The sequence below is a fragment of the Pseudomonas sp. D(2018) genome (assembly GCF_005502555.1).
GTDB classification, from domain to species: domain Bacteria; phylum Pseudomonadota; class Gammaproteobacteria; order Pseudomonadales; family Pseudomonadaceae; genus Metapseudomonas; species Metapseudomonas resinovorans.
This window is the reverse complement of sequence record NZ_SCOK01000045.1, coordinates 1-22,203: the sequence shown is the minus strand read 5'-3', so window position 1 is coordinate 22,203 and position 22,203 is coordinate 1. Positions and strand designations below refer to the sequence as shown.

Genomic DNA, 22,203 nt, shown 5'->3' with positions numbered 1-22,203 from the left:
CCCGGCCGGACTCTGACCATCACCATGAGAGATAGCCTTATGTCGACCAAAACTACCGCCGCGACCGGTGCCGCGCTGGCCCTCGTTGCTGCAAGCCTGTTCGCAGCCCTGCCTGCACAAGCCGCTCAAGATGCCAAAACCGCTGACGTGAAGTGCTTCGGGGTGAATGCCTGCAAAGGCCAGAACGATTGCATGACCGCCAAGAACGCCTGCCAGGGGCAAGGCGCCTGCAAAGGCCAGGGTTTCAAGTTGATGCCCAAGGCCAAATGCGATGAAGCTGGTGGCCGGACCAGCGAGTGATGTCTTGCCGTGGGGAGTGCTCGTCACTCCCCCTTGGGAGTCCTGAATGAACGAGCGCAGCACTCTTGGGTTTGGGCTGGGCCTCCGTAGCGAGTACTACCACCAGATACTGGAGCAAGACCCCGCCATCGACTGGTTCGAGATCATCTCGGAAAACTACCTGGTCGGCGGCGGCAAGGCGCTCTACTTCCTGGACGCCATCAAGGAGCGCTACCCACTGGTCATGCACGGCGTTTCGCTGTCGATTGGCGGTCCCCACGCCATTGATCACGATTACCTGCGCCAACTGAAACTGCTCGCCGAGCGGGTAAACCCCCTCTGGATCTCTGATCACCTGTGCTGGAGTCGTGGCAACGCGCATCACCTACACGACCTGCTGCCGCTACCTTTCACTCGGGAAAGTCTGCTGCACGTCGCAGCTCGGATTCGCCTGGTGCAGGACATTATCGAGCGACCTCTCGTGCTGGAGAACGTATCGGCCTATGCGCAGTGGAACGAGTCAACGATGAGCGAAGCGACTTTCCTCCACGAACTGAGTGAGCTGACGGGCTGCGAGCTGCTCCTGGACGTCAACAATGTCTACGTGAGCGCCCGCAACCAGGGGTTTGACGCCTGGCAGTTCATCCAGAAACTGCCCCCGGAACGCATTCGTCAGATCCATCTGGCCGGTCACCGTGACTACGGCCACTACCTGATCGATACCCACGACCAACCGATCGCCGATCCGGTGTGGGACCTTTATGCGCGGACGATCGAGCACTTAGGCCCCCGGGCGACCTTGATTGAACGCGATGATGTCTTCCCCCCGCTGAACGATCTGCTGGACGAGTTGGAGAAAGCCCGGGCGGTCGCGGCCAGACGGTTGGAGGCTGCCGCATGCACCTGATTACCTTGCAACAGGCGTTCGAACGCTACCTACTGGACGGCGACAGCGCTGCGCCCGCTGAGCTGCTGCAACAGCTGCGCGGGAGCGAGGCGCTCTCGGCAGAAGATGGTCTGCGGGTCTATCACCATGCCTACCGGGCTCGGCTGCTGTCCGCACTTCGCGAAGACTTTCCCGCCATCCACTACTGGCTGGGCACCGAGGCCTTCGAACAACTGGCCCACGCCTACATTGACGCCTGGCCGCCACGGCATTTCAGCTTGCGCTGGCTGGGTGAGCAGTTTCCCGGGTTCATCAGCGATTTCCTCGCCGAACCCCAGGCATCGCAGCTACGAGAGCTGGCCGAGCTGGAATGGGCCTTCACGCTGGCCTTCGATGCGGTTGACGAAATGCCTTTATCGCTGCAGGACATGGCCACCTTCGGGCCGGAGGACTGGACCGGCCTGACGGTGCGGCTACACCCCAGCGTCTGCTGGCTCAATTTGAGTTCAAATGCGCTGGAGATCTGGAAAGCGGCCAAGGCCGAAACCGCTATTCCCGAATGCCAGAAGTTGGAACAAACGCTGACTTGCCTGGTCTGGCGACACGGACTGACCTGCCAATTCCGGACGCTCGACCCGCTGGAGGCCGCAGCGCTGCAGTTGATGGTGCGGGACCAGCTGTCGTTTGCCGATCTGTGCATCGCGCTGTTCGAAACGACCGGGGAACAGGCTCCCATGCAGGCCGCCACCTGGCTCAAGCAGTGGATTTCCGAAGAGCTGCTGATCAGGACAGGTGCTGCAGCGCAACCCGAATGAGTTGCAGAGCCGCCAGGTGTCCGGGATAAAACAGGTACCCCCAGCGCCGAACTGGCCAAATGGCGGGGGCAAATGCCTGACGAAGCAGCCAGAGTCCCGCCATCGGCGTAGCAAACGCGGTGATGAGGGGTGCCAACGTCTCTACCGTCAGTCCGCTATCAGCGAGCCATCGAGTACGGCTATTGGCCAACGCGGCCGTGGCCGCCGGGAGCAACCACCACCCCCAGAACCGCTGAAGGCTGAGAAGAATGGCGGCCGGCAATAGCACCCCGAATGCGCCATACATCAAACGTGAGTGCAGTGCGGTGGCGATCAGCAGCGTCGCCAGGGCCAGCCACGAGCTCGTGCGGTCGCGGTGGTGGATACCCCAAGCCACGAGCATCCCCAGCATCAGGGTTGGCATCACATTGAGCGTGCTGCTCAACGGCGAAAGCAACCGATAGGGCAACTCGGAGATCACGGAGAAGGCGATCAGCCAGCCCAGATAATGTACGTTGCTATCGGTGAACAGATCACCGGGACGGGAGCGAGCGACGTTGGTGGCGATTCCCAGGCAGAACAGCGGAAAGGCCATCCGGCCAACGACGAACAGCCAGTGCGCGTCTGGCCACAGATAGCGGAGGTGATCCATCAGCATGGTCGCCATGGCGACCCACTTGATGAGATCCAGGCTGGCATTGCGCCTTGAGGCTACTGGCAGCTGCATCAGCGCAGTCATCCGGCCTGCGGGCCCAGGGCGACTGTCCCAGCCTTAAGCGTGAGAGTCACTGTCAGTACCGGCCCCTTTCGGGGCCGACCTGAAGCCAGGGCCACTAGGCTCTGACCCGGGTGGGATAACCCAATGCCTGTACCAGCTCACTCACGCGCTCGGCTGCGACGACACTTTCAACACTCACCTTACCGGCAGCGCGATCGACCGTGACCGTGGCCTCCGAATCTGCTGCCTGGATGGCCTTGGTGATCTTGCTGGCACAACTGCCACAGCCCATACCGGAAACTTCCAAGACGAACATAGCGAGCCTCTCATGCTGGAACGGCATCTCTTGCCGCACATGCAGCTTCGACCTTGACACGATGGCAAGGTCAAGCCCGCAAAGCACTTATCTCGGCCCCATGATGTCTACCAGACCCTGCGCTGGCGGCAGTCCCTGCTGCATCTTCAGGCGACCGCCGTCATCCCGATAGAAGATCGCTGGCGTGGCAACCGCCCCAAGCTCGCTCATTAGCGCCAGGTTGGCGTCGAGCTTTTTTTGGACGTCCGCGGGCATGTTTTGCAGCGCGCTGAGCTTGCTGGCGTTGCCGGCGGCTTCATGCTCTTTCAGGGCGACTTCCGGCTGCTTGGCTGTCAACAGGGCGGCGGCTTTGCCCACGCTATCGGGACTGAGCAACCCAACCATGATGTGACGCAGCTGGACCTTGCCGGACTCAACCCAAGGCCGCGCCTGGTGCCAGAACTGGTTGCAGTAGGGGCAGTTCGGATCATCGAACATGTAGACGATGCGTGGGGCATCCTTGCGCCCATCGGCGATCCAGGTGCTGCCTTCCAGGCGCGCCCACATCTCCTTGGCCATCGGCTCATAAACCAGTCGGTTCAGTGGCGCGCTCGTCAGGTCTTCGCCTTGGGCGTCGAACAGGGTCCCGACCAGGACGTGCTGGCCATCGGCCGTGAGGTAAAGAGCCAGCCCTTGGCCGTTATAGCGCGCGGCATAGCCACGCAGGCCGCCAGGCGCAGTGAACTCGCCCACGATGGTGGCGCCGCGAGCCTCAATCGCCTTGATGGGCGCTGGCAATTCCTCGGCCTGCGTAACCGGGACGAGCAGTGAGCTGACTAGGGTGAACAACAGGAGGAGGTGCTTGTGGCGCATCATGGCTAAGGCCTCTCTCGCGTAATCGCTAGGGCCCCCGCGAGTATCACGGGGGTTATCTCACCGATCAGGTACGACCTGGCGACTGGTAACACCACGTATCTTCGCGCTGCTTGCCTTACCTTGGTAGCTGGACGATTTAGCCTATATCCGTACGCCGCAGGCGCAGCGCGTTAAAGACCACTGAGGCGGAGCTGACGCTCATGGCCAGTGCGGCAATCATCGGCGACAGCAGATGCCCCGTCAGCGGATAGAGCAAACCAGCCGCCAACGGTATGCCCATCGCGTTGTAGAGGAAGGCAAAACCCAGGTTCTGGCGCATGTTCTTCACGGTGGCCACGGAAAGTTTCCGAGCGCGCAGGATGCCCATCAGGTCGCCCTTCACCAGGGTCACTTGGGCACTGCTCATCGCCACGTCGGTGCCGGTTCCCATGGCGATCCCGACATCGGCACGCGCCAGTGCGGGGGCGTCGTTGATCCCATCGCCCGCCATCGCGACTCGCCGGCCGTATCCCTGCAGGTCGGCCACCAGCTTCTCCTTGTCCTGTGGCTTCACTTCGCCGTGGACTTCCTCGATACCCAGCTGCTTCGCGACCGCGCGCGCCGTGGTAACGCCATCACCGGTGGCCATGATGACCTTTACATCTTCGCCCTGAAGCTTGGTCACTGCCTCCTTGGAGCTCGGTTTAATCGGGTCGGACACCGCCAGAATTCCGGCCAGCACACCATCAACAGCCAGATACATGATGCTCACGCCATCAAGACGGAGTAGCTCGGCCCGCTCTCTGAGCGGGGTGATATCCAACCCAGCTTCTTCCATCAAAGCGGTGTTGCCGAGCTCAAGATGTTTACCTTCCACCTGGCCACGAACGCCAATGCCTGAGCCGGACTCGAAGGCATCGGGCTTGGTCAGGACAATCCCGACTGCCCGCGCATGATCGACAATCGCGTGGGCCAATGGGTGCTCGCTGCCCTGGTCCAGGCTGGCCGCTAGGCGCAGGACCTCGGCCGGGGCGAAGCGATTGGTGCCCACAACGCTGTGAAACACGGGGCGCCCTTCGGTCAAGGTGCCAGTCTTGTCCACGATCAAGGTGTCGATCTTGCACAGATTTTCGATGGCGCTGGCGTCCCGGAACAGCACGCCGCTACCGGCAGCCTTGCCGGTCGCCACCATGATCGACATCGGCGTGGCGAGGCCCAGCGCGCACGGACAGGCGATGATCAGCACCGCGACCGCATTGATCAGGCCAAATACCCAGCCAGGCTCGGGCCCGAAAAGCCCCCAGCCGAAGAAGGTCAGGACCGCAATCAGGACCACCCCCACGACAAAGTAGCCGGCGACGGCATCGGCCATGCGCTGCATGGGCGCCTTCGAACGCTGGGCGCGTGCGACCATCTGCACAATCTGCGACAGCACCGTTTCTGCGCCGACTTTCTGTGCTTCCATCACCAGGCTGCCATGGGTGTTGAGCGTGGCCCCGATGAGGGGCTCACCGGCCTTTTTCATCACCGGTACGGGCTCGCCGGTCAGCATGGATTCATCGACGGCGCTTTCGCCCTCCAGCACGATCCCGTCGACTGGGACCTTCTCACCTGGGCGGACCCGCAGTTGGTCCCCCGTATTAACGTGGGTCAGGGGGATGTCTTCCTCTTCGCCATCGGCCTTGATGCGGCGAGCGGTCTTGGGGGCAAGGCCTAACAGTGACTTGATGGCTGCGGAGGTTTGCGAGCGCGCCTTAAGCTCAAGCATTTGTCCCAACAGCGTCAGCGAAATGATGACCGCGGCCGCTTCAAAGTAAACGCCGATGCGGCCGTCCTGCATGAAGGTCGCCGGAAAGGCTTGAGGGACCAAGGTCGCGGCCACGCTGTAGAGGTAGGCGGCTGCCGTCCCAAGCCCAATGAGCGTCCACATGTTGGGACTGCGGTGACGGATCGAGGCGACCCCACGAACGAAGAAGGGCCAGCCGGCCCACAGGGTCACCGGCGTCGCCAGCACGAGCTCCACCCAGTTCTGGGTAGCGCCATGGAGCAACTGCATCTGGTGCGCCGTCATGGCCAGCAACGTCACAATGACCGTCAGTGGCAGGGTCCACCAGAACCGTCGGGTGAAGTCCTTGAGCTCCGGATTTTCCTCCTCTTCCAGCTCCGGGATTACCGGCTCCAGGGTCATTCCGCAGATCGGACAACTGCCAGGGCCGGGTTGGCGGAACTGCGGGTGCATCGGACAGGTGTATTCGGCAACACCTGCACCCGCCGGTTTCGCGACGGCAGGCTGACCATGGTTGGCGTGCCCGTGACCCGCATGCGCATGGTTGCCGGTTGCGCCGGTGTATCGCGCAGGTTCCGCCTGGAACTTGCTCAGGCACTTCTCGCTGCAGAAGCGATAGGTTTGCCCCTGGTACTGCTCGCTAAAACGACTGTCCGGCGGCACCGCCATGCCGCACACCGGATCGTGCTGACGTCCATCCGGTTGCTCATGCTGGGGTGAGTGGTCATTGTCGTGCTGGCACGAGGCGGTGGGCATGGACTAGTTCCCTCTGTTGTCCGTCTTGGTCGAGTCTTCGCGGCTCTGGTGAGAATGCCCGCCATGGTTATGCCCGAAGAGGTGCATCAGCGGGCAGAGCAGCAGGATCAAGTAGGGTAAAGCGAGGGACAGGTGGCCATAGTGTTCCCGTGCCACATAGAACAGGCCGATCACAACCAGCATGATCAGCGCGACTCCCCCTTTACTCCGCCAGAAGGGCGTGGCCGGTTCGGTGCCATGGCGATGGGTTTCCGTCATGATTCAACTCCTGAGCTGAGATGGAGATGTCGTCCGCTGCCGCGTACCTCAGCCTAGACGACACCCCGTGTTCACCAGTTGACGCCAATCAATGCCGCTCACTTCACGTTGACCGAACCGACCATGCCGAGCTGGTAGTGGCCGGGCACGTTGCAGGCAAACTGCAACCCAGTAGTTTTATTGAACGTCCAGATCAGCTCCTTAGTGGCCCCAGGTTCGACCAGCATGCTGTTGGGGTCATTGTGTTCCATGCCGACCATTTTCATGCCCCCCATCGTATGGTCCATGGCGCGCATGTCTTGATTGCGTCCCGTCGGGGTGAGCGTGCCGTTCTGGAACATGGCGGCCATTTCCTTCTGGTGAGCAGCATGGGCGGCCGCTTTGCCCAGGTTGAACTCGTGTAACATCGCGCCGTCGTTCTTCAGCACGAAGCGGATGGTTTCGCCGTCTTTGACATCGATGCTTTCCGGGGCGAAGTAGACATCGCCCATTATTACCTCGATGGTGCGGTCAACTTCTGCCAAGGTGCCGGGGCGCCCGACTTCATCCTTCGCGTGGCCCGCATCGGCCTGAGCGATTGCACCGGTAAGCAGGGAGGCAATGGCAATCAGGGAAGAAGCAAGCTTGCCGTTATTCATGGTGAACCTCGCAAGATGGTGTGGTTTGAAACGCCTCTGATGCTAGCCAGGCGGAGCTGCCGGCAGACTTACGCGAAAACTACAGATCTGTAAGGTTCGGCGAGGCCTCATGCCCCCGGTAAGGGGCGCCGGGGGCATGGGTCGTCGATTCAACGCATCACAAAGTCGCCCACCATTCCGGCTTGGTAGTGCCCCGGCAGGGTGCAGGCGAAGTTCAGGTTGGTGGCATCGGTGAAGGTCCAGACGAATTCCTTGGTTGTCCCGGGCGCAACCAGCACGGCGTTCGGATCGTCGTGCTTCGCCTCTACAACTTCCGGATATCCAGGTGGGCTGGAGTCGCCAGGGCCGGTATTACGCTCACGCCAAACGATGGATTTCGCCTTGCCCGTCGGTGTCAGGGTGCCGTCCTTCATCAGGGCGGCCATCTCGCGTTGATGTTCGAGCTGGGATGCGCGTTGGCCGATATTGAACTCGTGCATCAATGCGCCCTCGTTCTTCAGCACAAAGCGGACGGTCTCGCCCGGTTTCACATCGATCGACTTAGTGCCGTAACTGATGTCATCCAGCTGGACAAAGACGGTGCGGGTGGTGGGCGTGGGCGGGGATTGCCGAGCTGCGCTGGAATCAGTGCCAGTCGAGTCGGCAAAGACGGGAGGCGTGCTGGCCAACAACAGCGCTGCGATCAGCGTTTTGGGACGGTTGCTATTCATGATGAGACCTCGCTGGGATGGTTGAAAATCTCATGCTATTGCCCACTTCCTGTCGGGCGGCTTACCCCCAAACTACAAATGCGTCAGCAATAAAAAGTGCGGCGCCAAAGAGGCGCCGCTAGGCCAAAGGAGCAATCACGAAAGGCCTGGAAGGTGGGGAATTTCTTTACGGATGGCATTCTTTGTCGGCCATCATCATTTTGTGCTCGCGCATCATCTGCCCCAGGACGTCGTCCACCAGCTTGTCGTGCTGCTCCATCCAGGCCAGGTGCTCCTCGGCCGTCATGCCCGGCTTCGGGTGCTCGTTGTGAAGCTGGGTCATGATGTCGTCCAGCATCTTCATGTGCTCTTTCATGTGCACATGACGCTCGCCTGCAGGCGCCTTTTCCGCCTGGATCAGCACGGCTTCGGCTTTATCACGCATCTGCTCGATGCGCTGGAAAGTGCGATCGCTCCCGCCTTCGGCCCAGACAGCCGACGACAGCAGGAGCGAACCAGCCAGCAACAGGGGTTTCAGTGATTTCATCGGGCAGTCTCCTTACAAGAGGCGGTGGCCGGCGCCGTTGCGTCATCTCAGCGAGTGCCGGGCGAGCGCTTACGGCGCGCTCTTGTTTGCAACCCTAGACAACGCTCCCTGACAGAGGCCTGAAGCCAGGATTACATTTTCGTAAGGTTGTGGTTGGGGACCATCTTTGCCTGCAAACTCTCGACACCTGCCTTTCTGGATATGCCGCGCATGAAACTCCTGGTCGCTGAAGACGAACCGAAAACCGGTACCTACCTGCAACAGGGCCTCAGCGAGGCTGGCTTCAATGTGGACCGGGTCATGACGGGCACCGATGCCCTTCAGCATGCGCTCAGCGAGTCCTATGACCTGTTGATCCTGGACGTGATGATGCCGGGGCTGGATGGGTGGGAAGTGCTGCGGATGGTTCGCGCCGCCGGGAAAGACGTTCCCGTGCTGTTCCTGACCGCCCGGGACGGCGTCGAAGACCGAGTGAAGGGGCTTGAACTGGGCGCCGATGACTATCTGATCAAGCCCTTCGCGTTTTCCGAGCTCCTGGCGCGGGTCAGGACCCTCCTGCGCCGCGGCAACAGCGCGCCAACTCAGGCGATCTTGCGGATTGCGGACCTTGAAGTGGACCTGCTGAAGCGCCGCGCCACGCGCGGTGGAAAGCGTATTGAGCTGACGGCCAAGGAGTTCTCCCTGCTCGAACTGCTGATGCGCCGACGTGGCGAAGTGCTGCCGAAATCGCTGATCGCGTCACAGGTCTGGGACATGAACTTCGACAGCGATACCAATGTGATCGAGGTGGCTGTCCGCCGTCTGCGAGCGAAGATCGATGATGACTTCGCGGTGAAGCTGATCCATACCGCCCGCGGCATGGGTTACATGCTTGATGGGCCGGAGCCGGAATGAGGCACCTTTCACTGACCGCGCGCATGAGCCTGATGTTCATGCTCGCCGTCACCGCCGTGCTGACTGTGGCCGGGCTGAGCTTCAACCACCTGAGCCAGCGCCATTTCAAGTCGCTGGATCGCCAGGTCCTGGTGGAAAAACTGGAGTCGGCACAAAGCATCCTGCAGGGGCTTCCCAGTGTGACCAACTTTGCCGAGTTGAAGCCCCAGCTAAGCGCGCTGCTGGGCGCCCACCGGGATCTTGCGGCCATTATTCTGGACAGCGATGGCCAGGTGCTGTTCGCGGAACCGGCTATGGTGAATGTTCCCCAAGGGCTCCGCGTCAGGTCAGCCCCCACCATGTGGGAGTGGGAAGATCAGGAGTTTATGTACCGCGGCTTGACAGCCGAGCTCAACGTCCCGGGTCTGGCGGCCCCATTGACCCTGTTGTTAGTGTTGGACGTGACCCACCACATGGCTTTTTTTGAGGCCTTGCAGCGCTGGTTCACCATTGGGCTGATCATCAGCGCCTTGGTCAGTGCGGGGCTGGGCTGGATCGTCGCACGCAGCGGGCTTCGCCCACTGAGACAAGTGACCCAGATGGCCGCCTCGATGTCGGCCAGATCCCTCAAGGAACGCATTCCGATGGAGCCTGTTCCGTTGGAGCTGCAGCAGTTGATGACGTCATTCAACGCGATGTTGGCTCGGCTGGATGAGGCCTTCGTAAGGCTCTCCAACTTTTCCGCCGATATCGCCCACGAGTTGCGGACCCCGGTGAGCAACCTGATGACTCATACGGAGGTCGTGCTGTCGCGAAAACGCGATCTAGAGGCGTATGAAGAAAACTTGTACTCGAACCTCGATGACCTCAAGCGCATGTCACGAATAATCGATGACATGCTGTTCCTGGCCAAGGCGGACAACGGTTTGATCGTGCCGCAGCGCGAACAGGTTGAGCTGGAAAAGATCGTCGGCAAGCTGTTCGAGTACTACCAGTTGATGGCGGATGACCGGGGGATATCGCTGAAGATTTCCGGATGGGGCAGTGTCCGCGGTGACGTGCTAATGCTGGATCGCGCCATCTCTAACTTACTTTCCAACGCCCTGCGCTACACCCCGCCCGGTAAAACCATCGCGGTGAAGATCACCCAGACCAGCGCATCGACCACCTTGAGCGTTGAGAATCCCGGCGAGACCATCCCGCCAGAGCATCTCAAGCGCCTCTTTGACCGGTTCTATCGGGCCGACCCCGCCCGTCGGGAGGGCAGTCCCAGCAATGCCGGTCTCGGGCTGGCGATCACCCGGTCAATTGTCGAAGCCCACCGCGGCAGGATCTGGTGTACCTCCGCACACGGCCGTACCGCCTTTCACATGGAGTTTCCCCGGTCAGAAGAAGCCAAGGAGCCCGCATGACCAAAGAGCAGCTGAGAGCGGAACTGGAGCAGCAAGCACGCAACTTCGTTGAGCGGGACGGTGGCGAGGTGGTGATGTATGCCGCCCAGCGCAAGCCCGATCGACAGCCCTGGCGAAAGAAGCCCAGCCTGCTCGATGAAGCGTTCCAGGCCGAAGTGCAAAAAATTACCAGCCAACGGGATGTGGAACCCTGAGGCGCCGCTGAATGAACGCAACGCAGGGTATCGGCTGGCGTGGCAAAGCCTGGATTTCACCCGGGCTGGGCGTGTTTCTGGGGCAGGCGGGTAGCCACGATTGGCATTGCCACATGGCCCATCAGATCACGATTGGTCTAACCGGCGAGTTGACCGTCGACACCCCGGAGACGAGCGTCAGCGCGCGTGCCATCTGCATCCGAGCCGGAGTAATGCATCGGATCGAGGCAGTGGCGGTCTTGTCGATCTACCTTGATGCGCTGTCCCTAGAGGCGCATGCCCTCCATGCCGGAGCCGACCTCGCGGCCATAGAGGTGCAGGATGTCGCCGCCTTGCAGGCCTTGCTGGAAACGCCGGACCTCACGACCCAAGACGTGCAGCAGAGGGTTCGCGACGTCCTCAACCTGACCGTCACATCGGAAATCGATCCGCGGTTGCAGACGGTCCTCGTGGCCTTGCGCGCGTCGACGCATGGCCGACAGTACCTGGCCAGGCTGGTCCACCTTTCACCGACCCGGTTTTCTCATTGGTTCGTTGAGCAGACCGGTTTGCCGCTGCGCAGTTACCGGAAATGGAGCCGCCTGGTCGCGGCGCTGCAACACATAGCGGCAGGACGCAGCCTGACCGATGCCGCCCATGCGGCCGGCTTCGCTGATGCCGCGCACTTCTCGCGGACCTTTCGCAATCTGTTTGGTCTCGATCCGACTTCGGCCCTGGGCCACGTCAGCCTGAGCAGCTGAAGTCAGCTTTTTCGTTCAAGCGTGCCCCCGGCCGAGCGGCGCAGAGTGATGATCACCGCAGGGAGGACGTTACGATGGGCAATTACTCCAGGTTCATGATCCGCTGGTTCAGCTATCCCGCCATCTTTGGCGGTACGGCGGCCGGAATGCTCTGGCTGCTTTACGAAGGTGTTCCATACTGGCCTGTCACCCCCATCATGGCCGCAGGGGCGATTCTGGTGATCGCGATGCTGGAACGTCTGCAGCCGTTCCGAGAGAGCTGGCTAGAGGATCATGAAGATACCCTGACCGATCTCCTGCATATGATCGTGAACTTGTCAGTCATCCAGTTCACCGCCACGGTACTGGCTCGACTGGGTGATTTGGTGCCTGACGCAGCCCGCGTCTTCCCAACGGACCTGCCGCTTTGGTGCCAAGTACTAATCGTTGCAGCGGTCCTGGATCTCAGTTTCTACGCCATGCATCGGCTCAGCCATCACGTGGCGTGGCTGTGGCGGCTGCATGCCCCCCACCACAGTGCCGAACGGCTCTACTGGATGAATGGCGAACGCCGCCATCCGCTGCATGCAGCGATCATGGCAGGGCCGGGCCTTCTCGTGCTGTTTGCGCTGGGAACACCGTCTGCCCCAGTGGCGACCTGGTTTGGCATCCTCACCGTGCAGCTGGCATTTCAGCACTCGAACCTCGATTACTCACTCGGTTGGCTGCGCAAGGTGATCGGCGTTGCGGAAACGCACCGCTGGCACCACAAGCGTGAATTCGAGGATGTCCAGGTCAATTTCGGCGAGTTCCTCCTAGTGTGGGATCACCTGCTCGGGACCTTCTATGACAGCGCAGGCAAGCTCGGCGACGCGCAGGTGGGGCTCCTGGAAAGGGGCTACCCAACGAGCTATGGCGCCCAGTTGGTCGCGCCGTTTAGAAGGAAGTCTAAGCTTGGCGAAACCTAAGTGGCCGTACAGCCACTTAGGTCCACTCGTCAGAAACTCCCCCATTGATCTACTGGCCAACCCCGTAGGTTATGAGGTCGTGGCGAATTTCATCGCACGCCTGACCGTCCTTGTAATCTGGTGCTGTCGGAAAACGAGTTGGAGAGGAACTGACACCATGAATTGGTTGGAGCACCGTGTACCTCCGCCCCTGGTCGCCACCGTGTTCGGGGTGCTGATGTGGTTGATTACACCTCAAGCGCCTGACATTGAAGCAACCGCCAACTGGCACCTAGCGGCCTCGGTTGCCGTGCTGCTGGTGGGGGCAGCGGTCTGCCTGGCTGGCGTGCTGTCCTTCCGTCGAGCCAGAACCACCGTCAACCCGCTGAGGCCGGAAACGGCCTCTGCCTTGGTTAGCTCGGGCATTTACCACCATACGCGAAACCCCATGTACCTTGGGTTCTCCATCGCCTTGGTAGCCTGGTCGATCTACCTCAGCTCACCCGTGGCGCTGCTGGGCGTGGCCGGGTTCATGCTCTACATGAATCGATTCCAAATCGGTCCGGAAGAGGAAGCATTGGCGAGCTTGTTCGGAGAGGACTTCGCCGCCTATCGCACGCGCGTACGTAGGTGGTTGTAGACGCCACGTGTTTGGCTAATTCTGATCGGGCACCGGAGGGAGCAAGTGCAAAAAAGACCGCCCGAAGGCGGTCTCTCAAGGAAAAATTACACGGAACAGTTTTGATCATAGCCCAGAATCAGCGATCACCGTCGCCTATGCGGCTGACTAGCTCCAGCTAGACGCTCTGGGGAGGGCCCAAGGAGCGCGGGCTATCCAGCTAGGGGCAGAACCGAGGACGCGATGAATGCCATTATTCTTCAGTCCGTGCTGACCTGTCCGCACTGCGGCTTCGCCAGGCAGGAAACGATGCCCACGGACGCCTGCCAGTTCAACTACGAGTGCAGCAACTGCAAAGCGCTGCTACGGCCTAATCCCGGTGACTGTTGTGTGTTCTGCTCATTTGGCTCAGTCAAGTGCCCGCCGATGCAGCAGCGACGTGAATACTGCGGGAAACCATCTCGCCGATGAGGCTGTCGAGTGCAGCCATGGCCGAGTACCCAAGTTGAACGGTACAGCACGAGTCCACAGCGACCGTTGATACTGCCTGGCTAGCTCTGCGTCGCTTGGGGCATGCTCACCACGCAGCGTCTTCCGTCATCTCAACATTATTTGTCATTCACCGTCTCGGCGTCTTCTTGGTGCTTTCGTTTGCGTGAATTGATCTTTGTCTGCGCCACCAAGCTGCTGTGCCGCAGGCGGTAGGACTCATTCCAAGCTTCGATGATGTGACGGTGGTGTGTAAGCCAATCCAGCAGGACTGCTGAATGGCAGATAACTTCCCGTCGTGCGCCGAAGTTAGGGAGAAGCTGGCAACTGCGTCAAAGTGCCGGCAGGCAGTTCAACGGCGGGCCTAGCGGCGAGGCCACCAAAGGAAATGGCGGGGTCGATGTAGCGCATCGCCGACTTGATGTCCTTCCAACCCACATAGGTCATCAGCGCCTTGAGGTCCCAGCCATTGGCCGTGGCCCAGGTGGCAAAGCCACGCCGCAGCGAATGGCTGGTGTACAGCTCAGCCGGGATGCCAGCGCGCTGGAGGATCTGGCGCAGCAGGTTGATTAGGCTGCCAGAATTCAAGGCTTCTTCATTCAAGTGGCCCCACCGATCCAGCCGGCGGAACACCGCCCCCCGGACAATTCCGGCCGCACTGATCCAGTCCAGGTAGGCCTGTACGGGGCAGAGGCGTTTCAACGCCGGGGCGTAGTGGGTGATGCCGAGGTTGTGCCGATCCCCCTTGCTCCAGGGCAGGAACAACGTCATGCCGGCACCGGCTGCGGCCTGGATGTGTTCGACCTGCAGCCGGCACAGTTCATCGCTACGAAAGCCCCGCCAGAAGCCGATCAGGAGTAGCGCGGCATCGCGCCGGCAGCGCAAGTAGCTGACCAATTCACCGGCTTGGTACGTACGAACCGCTTCCTGCTCCAGCCAGAGGATCGCCTGCTCCAGGTGCAGCAATTGCAGCGGCGCCGCTTGCTTGACCTGGACCGGGTGCAAGGTGCGGATGCCCTTGAGCACCTGGCGCACCATGGGTGTCTTGGTCGGGTCGGGAAAGCCCTGGCTGATATGCCACTGGGCCAGGGCGGCCAGGCGCTGTTTGAGCGTGCTGAGGCTTAGGGTGTCGGCGTAGTCCACCAGGTAGCGCACGATGGCGTCGCTGGTGGCGGGCAGGAAGCCGCCCCAAGTCACTTCGAAGTGCTCGATGGCCGATTGGTAGCTGCGGCGAGTGTTTTCCCGCGTACCGGCTTGCAGATAGCGCCCGACGTCCTTCATCGCCCTAGGTTGCCCTTTGTGTACTGGAAAACGGTTGTCAACCGACCGTTTTTGCCCATCCTATTGAATAAGCTTCCATTATTTTATCAGAAAAAATAGCCACAGCTTGGTCGGGTTTACCTCATAATTAGAATGTAAATACATGGTATGTAATCTAATACGAAATCGTAGGAGCAGCTATGGCCCGTGGCGGCATCAACAAAGCGCTGGTTCAGAAGGCCCGGCAGGCCATCCTGGCGCGGGGCGAGCATCCCAGCATTGACGCCGTCCGCGTTGAGTTGGGTAATACCGGCTCGAAAACTACCATCCACCGCTATCTGAAGGAGCTGGAGGCGGCGGACCAGGGGCGTGGAACGGCTCCCATACCGCTCACTGACCAGTTGTCCAACCTGGTGGCACACCTGGCCGAGCAACTGCGGGAGGAAGCGCAAGCGGGAGTGGCCCAGGAGCGCGAGCAACTGGCCCGCGAGCGCCGAGACCACCAGGACCGGCTACGCCAGGCCGAGGACCGCAGCCAGCACTTTGAAGCCCAGTGCGTCGGCCTGACCGAGCAGTTGCAGGCGGCGCAACAGGAGCTGCAGCAAGAACGGCAAGCCCGTCAGCAGGCCGAGGTCGAGAATGCCCGCTTGCTCCAGTCCAACCACGACCTGGATACACGGTTGCAGGATCGCGACGGGCACATTCGCTCGTTGGAAGAGAAACATCAGCACGCGCGCGATGCCTTAGAGCACTACCGCCAGGCCGCCAAGGAGCAGCGTGAGCAGGATCAGCGCCGACACGAGGCGCAAGTGCAGCAACTGCAATTGGAACTGCGGCAGCTGCAACAGACACTGATGATCAAGCAGGACGAACTGACCCAACTGAACCGCGATAACGCCCGCCTGCTGGCAGAGGCCCGTCAGCAGCAGAAAGACCTGCAATCCCGGCAGCGGAAACTGGAGCAGCACGAACAGGCCTTGGCGAACGGGCAACACACCTGGGCCCAGGCCGAGCAGGAGAACAGCGCCTTGCGGGAACGCTGCGACACGCTACAAGGTGAAGTTGCGCGCCTGGGCGAAGTCAGGGACATGCAGGGCCTACTGGTCCATAGCCTCCAGGAACGCTTGGCCGAGGCCCTTGCACAGTTGAAATACCTTAGCCACCCACCAGCGGAGGCCGGTAGCGTCCATCAAGCCTGACGCAATGCGCCGGCTCGGTGCGAAGGTGCTGCGGCGTGCGCATTCACTCGAATTGGAAATTATGGATTTTTACATAATTGCGCATAATTCGACTGAACCGGAATTTTCAACTAATCAGCACAGATTTGCTGCCTTTATCGAGCGCTAACTGGAGTCCCTAAGCAATTCGCGTTGCTGCCTGCTAGTGGATTCGAAAGCGCTGAGCAACCATCCCCAATGATCAGTACCTGCGGCACGATGGGAGCGGAGTGCTGGTACTGGGATGGCCGTCGCGAGGCGCGCATTGAAAGCTCCGTTGAGCGCCGAAAAAATCGTCGGCGGATGATTTCAAAACCGAAAGCCAAGGCTGATGGAAAACTCATATTTAACAATTAGTTACAGACCAAATGAATGAATTTTCCCCTTATCTCGGCATGACCCCGATACAGGGCGTCCAGCCGAAAGCGAACGCCACACCCAATACATACGCGGCCAGAGGTCCTCCACTGGACTTGAGCTGATGGACGTAACGCACGTCCATATTCAGCCAGCGTGGGTTGATCTGACCGGTGATGAACAGGCCGAAGGCAATCACGATCACGCCGCCCACCAGATTGGCTTCCTGCCGGTAAGCCAACAGCAATCGGCTGATAGCCGTAGCGCTGGCTCCCAGCGCGATGAAAACCGTGGCGAAGCCAAGCACGAAACTCAAGCTCATGCCCAGTACCACCAGTTGCTCGCGTCGGCCATCCAGCTCCTGCAGCTCGTCGACTGAGCGACCAGCGACATAGGACAGGTAACCGGGTACAAGCGGCAGCACACAGGGGGACAGGAAGGAGATCATGCCTGCCGCGAAGGCGCTGAGGATACCGATGCCACCCAGGCTCATGGCCGCCTATTGTCTCCCGTTCGACACAATCACTTCCCGCAGGTACGCGACGACCTCCGGGCTATCCCAGGTGGCCTCGCCGAGCTTGCGCCCCAGTTCTCGACCCTCGCGGTCCAGCAGCAGGATGGCTGGCAGGCCGAACGCTCCGAGTTGTGAAATCGCCGATGCATTCTCATCGATATAAATACCGAGGTGCCGGATGCCGACCTCGCGATAGAAGTCGCGCACGACCCGCAGCCCATCCAGGTCGATGGACAGCGCAACGACCTGAAAATCAGGGCTGCCAAGCTGCGCCTGCAGGCGATCCAGGGTCGGCATTTCCTGGCGGCAAGGGCCGCACCAGGTGGCCCAGAGGTTAAGCAGAACCACCTTGCCCCGGAAGTCGGCCAAGTTGCGTGGTTTCCCTTCACCATCGACGAAACTGACCGCCTCCACCGGTTTGGGCTCGGGCCAGATGAGCAACTCGGCTCGTGTGCGAAGTTCGGATGATGGTTCGGCGCCCATGACGGGTAATGCCGCTGGTATCAGGACAAGGCACAGGAGCAACCAGCAGGCCCGGCGGCATCCCAAGCGGTAGAAATACCTCCCGGCCAAGGCCGTGATGCAGTACATCGCAAACCTCTAGCTGCCATCGCTATGAATCGTCTGACCGGCGCCGGCTGGGCGCAATGCGCTTTCCCTGCGGCGAATTGCCTTTACAAGCGACTATAGCGCCACGGAAGGACTGAAGCTCGACCAGCTTCGCCGCTTGCCATCTCTTTAACCCCCCCCTTTAATCGGCTGCTCAGGCGAAGGAGACGGCTATGCCATTGTTGGACGAGATCATCGCGTGGACTAGCGGGCTGAGACCCTGGCAGCAAGAGGCGCTACGCCGAATCTTTGCGCAGCTTGAACTTTCTCGGGCTGACATCGACACCATCCTGCAAATGGTGCGGGAGCAGGAAGGAGATGGCATGGCCGTTGCTGGCAGCAGACCGTTCAGCCTGGATGACGTCCCGGGCGCTGGTAGTGGCGCCACCGTCAGATTGGTCGGTGTATCCGGGCTGGATCAGGTCAACGGCTTCCCTTCCGGTCGTGCCTTTGACGTGGCGCCGGACGGCATGACCATCCTTTTCGGCCACAATGGTGCCGGTAAATCCGGCTATGCCCGTGTCCTTAAGAATGCCTGTAAAGCCAGGCATCGCGTGGAGGTATTGCCGAACGCCTTTGAGGCAGCAACGCCACCCCGGCCGCCCTCCGCGGAATTCACCATCTTGGTGGATGGAACACCAGATAAGGTGCGTTGGGTCCAGAGCGGGCCGACCCATCCGCATTTGAGCTCGGTTTCGGTGTACGACGTGGCCTGTGCCCACGACTACATCGACGCGGAAGGCACTCCAGCATTTCAGCCTTACGGCTTGACCCATCTCACCCGTTTGGTCCTGCTTCAGCGCGATCTGCAAACCCGCATCGCGGCCGAACGCACGGCGCTGGTCCTGGATACTCGCCAGTTCGAGCCGTTGAAAGGTGACACCGAGGTCGGCCGTTATATCGCCAACCTGGGGGCAGGCTCGGACCGGGCAATACTTGCACGGTTGGGGGCGGTCAGTGACGAAGAACTCCGGCGGCTGGAGTTTCTGAAGCGAACGTTGCTGGAAACCGATCCTGCACCCCGGGCGTTGGCCTTGGAGCGCCTGGCTACACGCCTGGATCAAGCACAGGGGCGTGCGGCCGTTGTCCAGCGCTGGGTGAATGATAGAGCCATTGCGCGGGCGAAAGAACTGATTGAGGCTGAGAAGGCCACGCAACTCGCCATGCAACTGACGCAAGCGCGGCTCCACGGCTCGGACGTACAGGACGGCAGTGACACGCCAGCAACAGGCACGCTCGCCGCCACGTTGCTGGAGGGCACGGGCAACGCAGTGTGGCAAACAATGTATCGTGCCGCCGAAGCCTTTTCGCGGCAGACCGCCTATCCCGAGCACCCGTTCCCGCACCTTGAATCGGACGCGCACTGTGTGCTATGCCAGCAACCCTACTCAGCGAATGCGGCCGAGCGCATGCGCCGCTTTGCGGCCTTTGTGTCCGACAGCGCCACCGCGGACGCCCAGGCAGCCAAAGCTGCGCGCCTTGAGGCTCTCGGGAAGGTGCAGGCCGTCGACCTTAGCCTTCTGGACGCGCCAACGCTGGCTGAGGTGGCCGAGCGTCTGCCTGATCTGCACGCCGCCGTAACTACAGCAGAGTCCGTCTGGACCGTTCGGCACACCTGGGTCACCCAAGCACTGCAAGCTGGAAACTGGGCCCCCGAGTCAGCGCTGCTTCCGCCAGAGGCAAATCTGGTTAGCACGTTCGCGGACAGGGCCGCCTCACTGCGAGCCGACGCCAATACCCTGCGCACGTCCGCCGATCCCGCCGTACGTTTGGCCCTGACCCGGGAGCTGGCGGAGTTGGAGGCTCGACAACGTCTATCCGGCCAACTCACTGCAGTTGAGCGTTTTATCCAGGACAGCCAGGTGCATGACAAACTGAACCGCTGTCATGGCGCCCTCAACCCACAGGCGGTGTCGCGCAAACTGACGGCCCTGGCCGCCACGCATGTGACCGAGGCCTTGGCCGACACCATGAATGCCGAGTTGAAGGCCCTGGGCTATAAGCGCCGGGTACAGCCGGACCTGACCGGGCGTACGGATCTCGGCGTGACCAAGGTGACGCTGCGCCTGAAGGACATCACAGCAAAAGCCTCCAAAGTGCTGTCCGAAGGTGAACAGCGAGCCTTGGGGTTGGCCTTGTTCCTGGCCGAACTCGAATCACTACCGCACACGTCAACGGTGGTGTTTGACGATCCTTCCACGTCCTTGGACCATGTTTACCGCCGGGCCATCGCCCGACGATTGGTGGCTCTGTCCGGATCGCGTCAGGTACTGGTGCTGACACATGACGCCGTGTTCTTGACCGAACTCGCCATGGCGCTTCAGAGAGCGGAGAGGTCGGCCAACTACAAGACCATCAGTTGGGATGATTCGCCTGGGCTGGTGAGCGAGGGGCTGACCTGGACCACGATGGACACCAAGGCCCGCTTGAATGATCTGCGTGCGCGCACAAAAGCGCTGAACGCTGATACAAGTGAGTACCCGGCTGATGAGATCGAGCGCCAGATCTCAGCCGGCTACACCAGCCTGAGAGGGACGATCGAGCGAGCGATTCGTGAGGTTTTCCTGAACAACACAGTCCAGCCTTTCAGCGACGTCGTCAGCGTGGATTCGTTCGGCGTCGTGGTGGGGCACCCTCAGGACGAGTGGGAAGCGCTGCAGGCAGCCTATGCGCGGGCCTGCGAGGCGACCGAGGCCCACGACACCCCCGGGGAGCGCCAACTCCCGCTTCCACCGCGCGAGGACTTGCTCCGCGACATCGCCTTGGTGATGGACCTAGTTGATCGTGCGACGGCACGTCGTAAGGCCTACGAGACTCAGCGCGGTGAGCGAACGACTCAACGCAAGAAGGTTTTCGGCAGCTAGTCCTTCCGAGCTCAAGCCGATCGCTGTTCGGGATTCGGCTTGATCGAAGGCGTGGCTGGTCTACTGCTCGTGGTCGGGCGCAAGATTGACCAAGGGGGTAAGGCAGGCCTGCGCAGACCGAACCCATGCGGCCAGCTCCTCAAGGTCCAGTTGCACGGATTCAAGCCTAGGGCAGGGAGACGCATATAAATGCCGACCCGCAAAGTGATGGTTGGCTCCCTACGGCTATTCGCCCATGAGTCGGGTTCACGAGCAAAAACTCGTTCCCCGCTTTAGTCGCAGTCCTAGCTCACTGTCCCTCTTCATCAAACAGGTGGCGTACGTCATGCTCGCGGCGGAGTGTGGCCATTGCGTAATCGAAACAGACCTTGCACAGGCACAGACCTTCGCACTCGCCATCTCGCCACCGCGCCTCAAGCACACCATGTCCTGTTTCGACAGTGCCAGCACCACACACGTCGCACAGCACGGTCTTCTTAAGCTGAATAGCGCCGCCATGCGCGAGGTCGCCCTCCAGTTCCAGAACGTCGCCCACCTTCCATCCGGCGGCCTGCATTAGATCGTCCGGCAGCTCAAGGACCAGGTCGCCGCTGCCGTCAGCGGCGTCCTGGCAAGTTAATTTCCAACTCATAGGCCAAACCTCCTAGCGATCAGGTTAGCCGTTGGTGCTCACGCCTAACGGACAAAGCGCAATCGGCGCCGACCACGTTTTATCGCTGCCGGGTGCCTCACCAGCGCCGGTGGGCGTAGAATCCCTCAGCCGCCCTAGTGAAGCCTCTCCCAGCGCCCATACTGGTGACGAACCTAGGTCTGTGCCAGCCTCCGTTGGGCGGCTGGTTTTACCTCCGCCTCGCTTTGAGGCCTCAGGGTGGTCTGTCCCGCGGCCTTATGGGGGAGGGCAGAAGCCGGTAAAGCCCCAGGACTATAAAGATGAATGTAGTTCGCGAGTTATCTACCACTGCACTGGAAGCCTTGGCGCAGCGAGCGCTCCATCTACTCTCACCGTCTGGGCTTTCAACGGAGTCTTTCGCAGTACCTGGCACCAGTATGACGCTCAACGAATTGCTTTACGCCGCCCGGAGCGCACCACTTCTTCAGAAGCGTCCTCTGGTATGTCGCGCCCTAGGCATTTCTGAACGGACCTTGCGCCGCTGGCTGCACGAGCCGTCTGCACACTTGAAGCCCGCCAATGGGGAGCGGTTGCTCAGATTGATTGCCGTATCCGCCCACGCGGAAATTGTGTTTGGTTCCGGTGCTGCAGCAGAACGCTGGTTCACCGTTCCAGCTATGGGGCTAGACCGGCAGGTCCCCCTGGACATGATCAAAGAGTCCGCCGACTACGAGCAGTTGACTGCCTTTTTGGGGCGGCTCGAGTACGGCGTATACCAGTAAGGGCAGCAACTGACGCCGTCGCAGCGTATAGCAGCCAACGCAGGTGGTGCGCCTAACCTCCGCCTCGGAACTCGGTAATTGAGCCCGGCGAACAAAGCGCAGGGTAGGGGAGGTAGCCCCATTAGTGTACTGGTCTAATTCTCGTGGACACCTCGATAGGGGATGATCATCCCCAACGAGGACCCAGAAAGACATGACATCACGTACCCGTAGAAGCTTTGACACCGCCTTCAAGT

At 60.9% G+C, this 22,203-nt stretch carries 25 protein-coding genes; 13 read left to right on the top strand and 12 right to left on the bottom strand.

Annotated features, from left to right (window positions below; all coding sequences use genetic code 11):
- Positions 1–39: 39 nt before the first annotated feature.
- The 3 genes from FFS60_RS22560 to FFS60_RS22550 are packed head-to-tail and all read left to right on the top strand — an operon-like array spanning position 40 to position 1,980.
- A complete protein-coding gene (locus FFS60_RS22560; RefSeq protein ID WP_028628378.1) occupies positions 40–300 on the top strand; it encodes a DUF2282 domain-containing protein in 261 nt (86 codons plus the stop codon).
- A 46-nt stretch (positions 301–346) separates the two neighbouring features.
- Positions 347–1,186 (top strand): DUF692 domain-containing protein, encoded by an 840-nt coding sequence (locus FFS60_RS22555; RefSeq protein ID WP_137823202.1) that lies wholly within the window; start codon positions 347–349, stop codon positions 1,184–1,186.
- Positions 1,177–1,980, top strand: coding sequence for a DUF2063 domain-containing protein (locus tag FFS60_RS22550; protein WP_028628376.1), 804 nt, complete (start codon positions 1,177–1,179; stop codon positions 1,978–1,980). Before FFS60_RS22555 ends, FFS60_RS22550 begins: the two co-directional genes overlap by 10 nt.
- Here FFS60_RS22550 and FFS60_RS22545 read toward each other — a convergent pair.
- The 8 genes from FFS60_RS22545 to FFS60_RS22510 all read right to left on the bottom strand — a co-directional run bounded on the left by FFS60_RS22545 (position 1,949) and on the right by FFS60_RS22510 (position 8,501).
- Entirely contained in the window at positions 1,949–2,698 is a 750-nt protein-coding gene (locus FFS60_RS22545; protein ID WP_137823201.1) for a TraX family protein, read from the bottom strand. The two genes, FFS60_RS22550 and FFS60_RS22545, sit on opposite strands and share 32 nt — an antisense overlap.
- 94 nt (positions 2,699–2,792) lie before the next feature.
- Complete coding sequence (locus FFS60_RS22540; protein ID WP_137823200.1) at positions 2,793–2,993, bottom strand: heavy-metal-associated domain-containing protein; 201 nt, start codon at positions 2,991–2,993, stop codon at positions 2,793–2,795.
- 87 nt (positions 2,994–3,080) lie between these two features.
- Positions 3,081–3,848 (bottom strand): thiol:disulfide interchange protein DsbG, encoded by a 768-nt coding sequence (gene dsbG / locus FFS60_RS22535; RefSeq protein WP_137823199.1) that lies wholly within the window; start codon positions 3,846–3,848, stop codon positions 3,081–3,083.
- 136 nt (positions 3,849–3,984) lie between these two features.
- Positions 3,985–6,369 (bottom strand): heavy metal translocating P-type ATPase, encoded by a 2,385-nt coding sequence (locus FFS60_RS22530; RefSeq protein ID WP_137823198.1) that lies wholly within the window; start codon positions 6,367–6,369, stop codon positions 3,985–3,987.
- A 3-nt stretch (positions 6,370–6,372) separates the two neighbouring features.
- On the bottom strand, positions 6,373–6,627 hold the full coding sequence (locus tag FFS60_RS22525) for a DUF2933 domain-containing protein (protein WP_028628371.1): 255 nt from the start codon (positions 6,625–6,627) through the stop codon (positions 6,373–6,375).
- Between the two features lie 98 nt (positions 6,628–6,725).
- On the bottom strand, positions 6,726–7,265 hold the full coding sequence (locus FFS60_RS22520) for a plastocyanin/azurin family copper-binding protein (protein WP_028628370.1): 540 nt from the start codon (positions 7,263–7,265) through the stop codon (positions 6,726–6,728).
- 149 nt (positions 7,266–7,414) lie between these two features.
- The gene (locus tag FFS60_RS22515; RefSeq protein ID WP_137823197.1) at positions 7,415–7,975 is read right to left on the bottom strand and encodes a plastocyanin/azurin family copper-binding protein; all 561 of its coding nucleotides are present in this window, start codon (positions 7,973–7,975) and stop codon (positions 7,415–7,417) included.
- A gap of 166 nt (positions 7,976–8,141) precedes the next feature.
- Positions 8,142–8,501 (bottom strand): co-regulatory protein PtrA N-terminal domain-containing protein, encoded by a 360-nt coding sequence (locus FFS60_RS22510; protein WP_137823196.1) that lies wholly within the window; start codon positions 8,499–8,501, stop codon positions 8,142–8,144.
- A 210-nt stretch (positions 8,502–8,711) separates the two neighbouring features.
- Here FFS60_RS22510 and FFS60_RS22505 point away from each other — a divergent pair, with 210 nt between their 5' ends.
- From FFS60_RS22505 to FFS60_RS29105, 7 genes are all read left to right on the top strand, one after another.
- Positions 8,712–9,395 carry a heavy metal response regulator transcription factor gene (locus FFS60_RS22505; protein WP_028628367.1) on the top strand — a complete coding sequence of 228 codons (684 nt, stop codon included), beginning with the start codon at positions 8,712–8,714 and terminating at the stop codon, positions 9,393–9,395.
- Positions 9,392–10,786, top strand: coding sequence for a heavy metal sensor histidine kinase (locus FFS60_RS22500; protein ID WP_028628366.1), 1,395 nt, complete (start codon positions 9,392–9,394; stop codon positions 10,784–10,786). Before FFS60_RS22505 ends, FFS60_RS22500 begins: the two co-directional genes overlap by 4 nt.
- Entirely contained in the window at positions 10,783–10,980 is a 198-nt protein-coding gene (locus FFS60_RS22495; RefSeq protein ID WP_028628365.1) for a hypothetical protein, read from the top strand. The genes FFS60_RS22500 and FFS60_RS22495 overlap by 4 nt, the downstream gene beginning before the upstream one ends.
- A gap of 11 nt (positions 10,981–10,991) precedes the next feature.
- The gene (locus tag FFS60_RS22490; RefSeq protein ID WP_028628364.1) at positions 10,992–11,720 is read left to right on the top strand and encodes a helix-turn-helix domain-containing protein; all 729 of its coding nucleotides are present in this window, start codon (positions 10,992–10,994) and stop codon (positions 11,718–11,720) included.
- Between the two features lie 74 nt (positions 11,721–11,794).
- Positions 11,795–12,667 carry a sterol desaturase family protein gene (locus FFS60_RS22485; RefSeq protein WP_028628363.1) on the top strand — a complete coding sequence of 291 codons (873 nt, stop codon included), beginning with the start codon at positions 11,795–11,797 and terminating at the stop codon, positions 12,665–12,667.
- Between the two features lie 157 nt (positions 12,668–12,824).
- On the top strand, positions 12,825–13,286 hold the full coding sequence (locus FFS60_RS22480; RefSeq protein WP_137823195.1) for an isoprenylcysteine carboxylmethyltransferase family protein: 462 nt from the start codon (positions 12,825–12,827) through the stop codon (positions 13,284–13,286).
- A 222-nt stretch (positions 13,287–13,508) separates the two neighbouring features.
- Positions 13,509–13,736 (top strand): GDCCVxC domain-containing (seleno)protein, encoded by a 228-nt coding sequence (locus FFS60_RS29105; RefSeq protein ID WP_081668038.1) that lies wholly within the window; start codon positions 13,509–13,511, stop codon positions 13,734–13,736.
- Between the two features lie 327 nt (positions 13,737–14,063).
- On the opposite strand, the gene FFS60_RS22465 is transcribed toward FFS60_RS29105, so the two are convergent.
- Entirely contained in the window at positions 14,064–15,035 is a 972-nt protein-coding gene (locus tag FFS60_RS22465) for a site-specific integrase (protein ID WP_137823194.1), read from the bottom strand.
- A 179-nt stretch (positions 15,036–15,214) separates the two neighbouring features.
- On the opposite strand from FFS60_RS22465, the gene FFS60_RS22460 reads away from it, so the two are divergent.
- Positions 15,215–16,213, top strand: a complete 999-nt coding sequence (locus FFS60_RS22460; protein WP_137823193.1) for a DNA-binding protein — start codon at positions 15,215–15,217, stop codon at positions 16,211–16,213.
- Positions 16,214–16,616: 403 nt separating this feature from the next.
- On the opposite strand, the gene FFS60_RS22455 is transcribed toward FFS60_RS22460, so the two are convergent.
- Positions 16,617–17,081, bottom strand: a complete 465-nt coding sequence (locus FFS60_RS22455) for a cytochrome c biogenesis CcdA family protein (RefSeq protein WP_137823192.1) — start codon at positions 17,079–17,081, stop codon at positions 16,617–16,619.
- Between the two features lie 6 nt (positions 17,082–17,087).
- Positions 17,088–17,543 (bottom strand): TlpA disulfide reductase family protein, encoded by a 456-nt coding sequence (locus tag FFS60_RS22450; protein WP_256658129.1) that lies wholly within the window; start codon positions 17,541–17,543, stop codon positions 17,088–17,090.
- A 341-nt stretch (positions 17,544–17,884) separates the two neighbouring features.
- On the opposite strand from FFS60_RS22450, the gene FFS60_RS22445 reads away from it, so the two are divergent.
- Positions 17,885–20,575, top strand: a complete 2,691-nt coding sequence (locus tag FFS60_RS22445; RefSeq protein WP_137823190.1) for an AAA family ATPase — start codon at positions 17,885–17,887, stop codon at positions 20,573–20,575.
- Between the two features lie 289 nt (positions 20,576–20,864).
- Here FFS60_RS22445 and FFS60_RS29275 read toward each other — a convergent pair whose 3' ends face one another.
- Positions 20,865–21,206, bottom strand: a complete 342-nt coding sequence (locus FFS60_RS29275) for a hypothetical protein (RefSeq protein ID WP_305955955.1) — start codon at positions 21,204–21,206, stop codon at positions 20,865–20,867.
- Positions 21,207–21,622: 416 nt separating this feature from the next.
- On the opposite strand from FFS60_RS29275, the gene FFS60_RS22430 reads away from it, so the two are divergent.
- Positions 21,623–21,967, top strand: coding sequence for an antitoxin Xre/MbcA/ParS toxin-binding domain-containing protein (locus FFS60_RS22430; protein ID WP_171016558.1), 345 nt, complete (start codon positions 21,623–21,625; stop codon positions 21,965–21,967).
- Positions 21,968–22,203 lie beyond the last annotated feature (236 nt).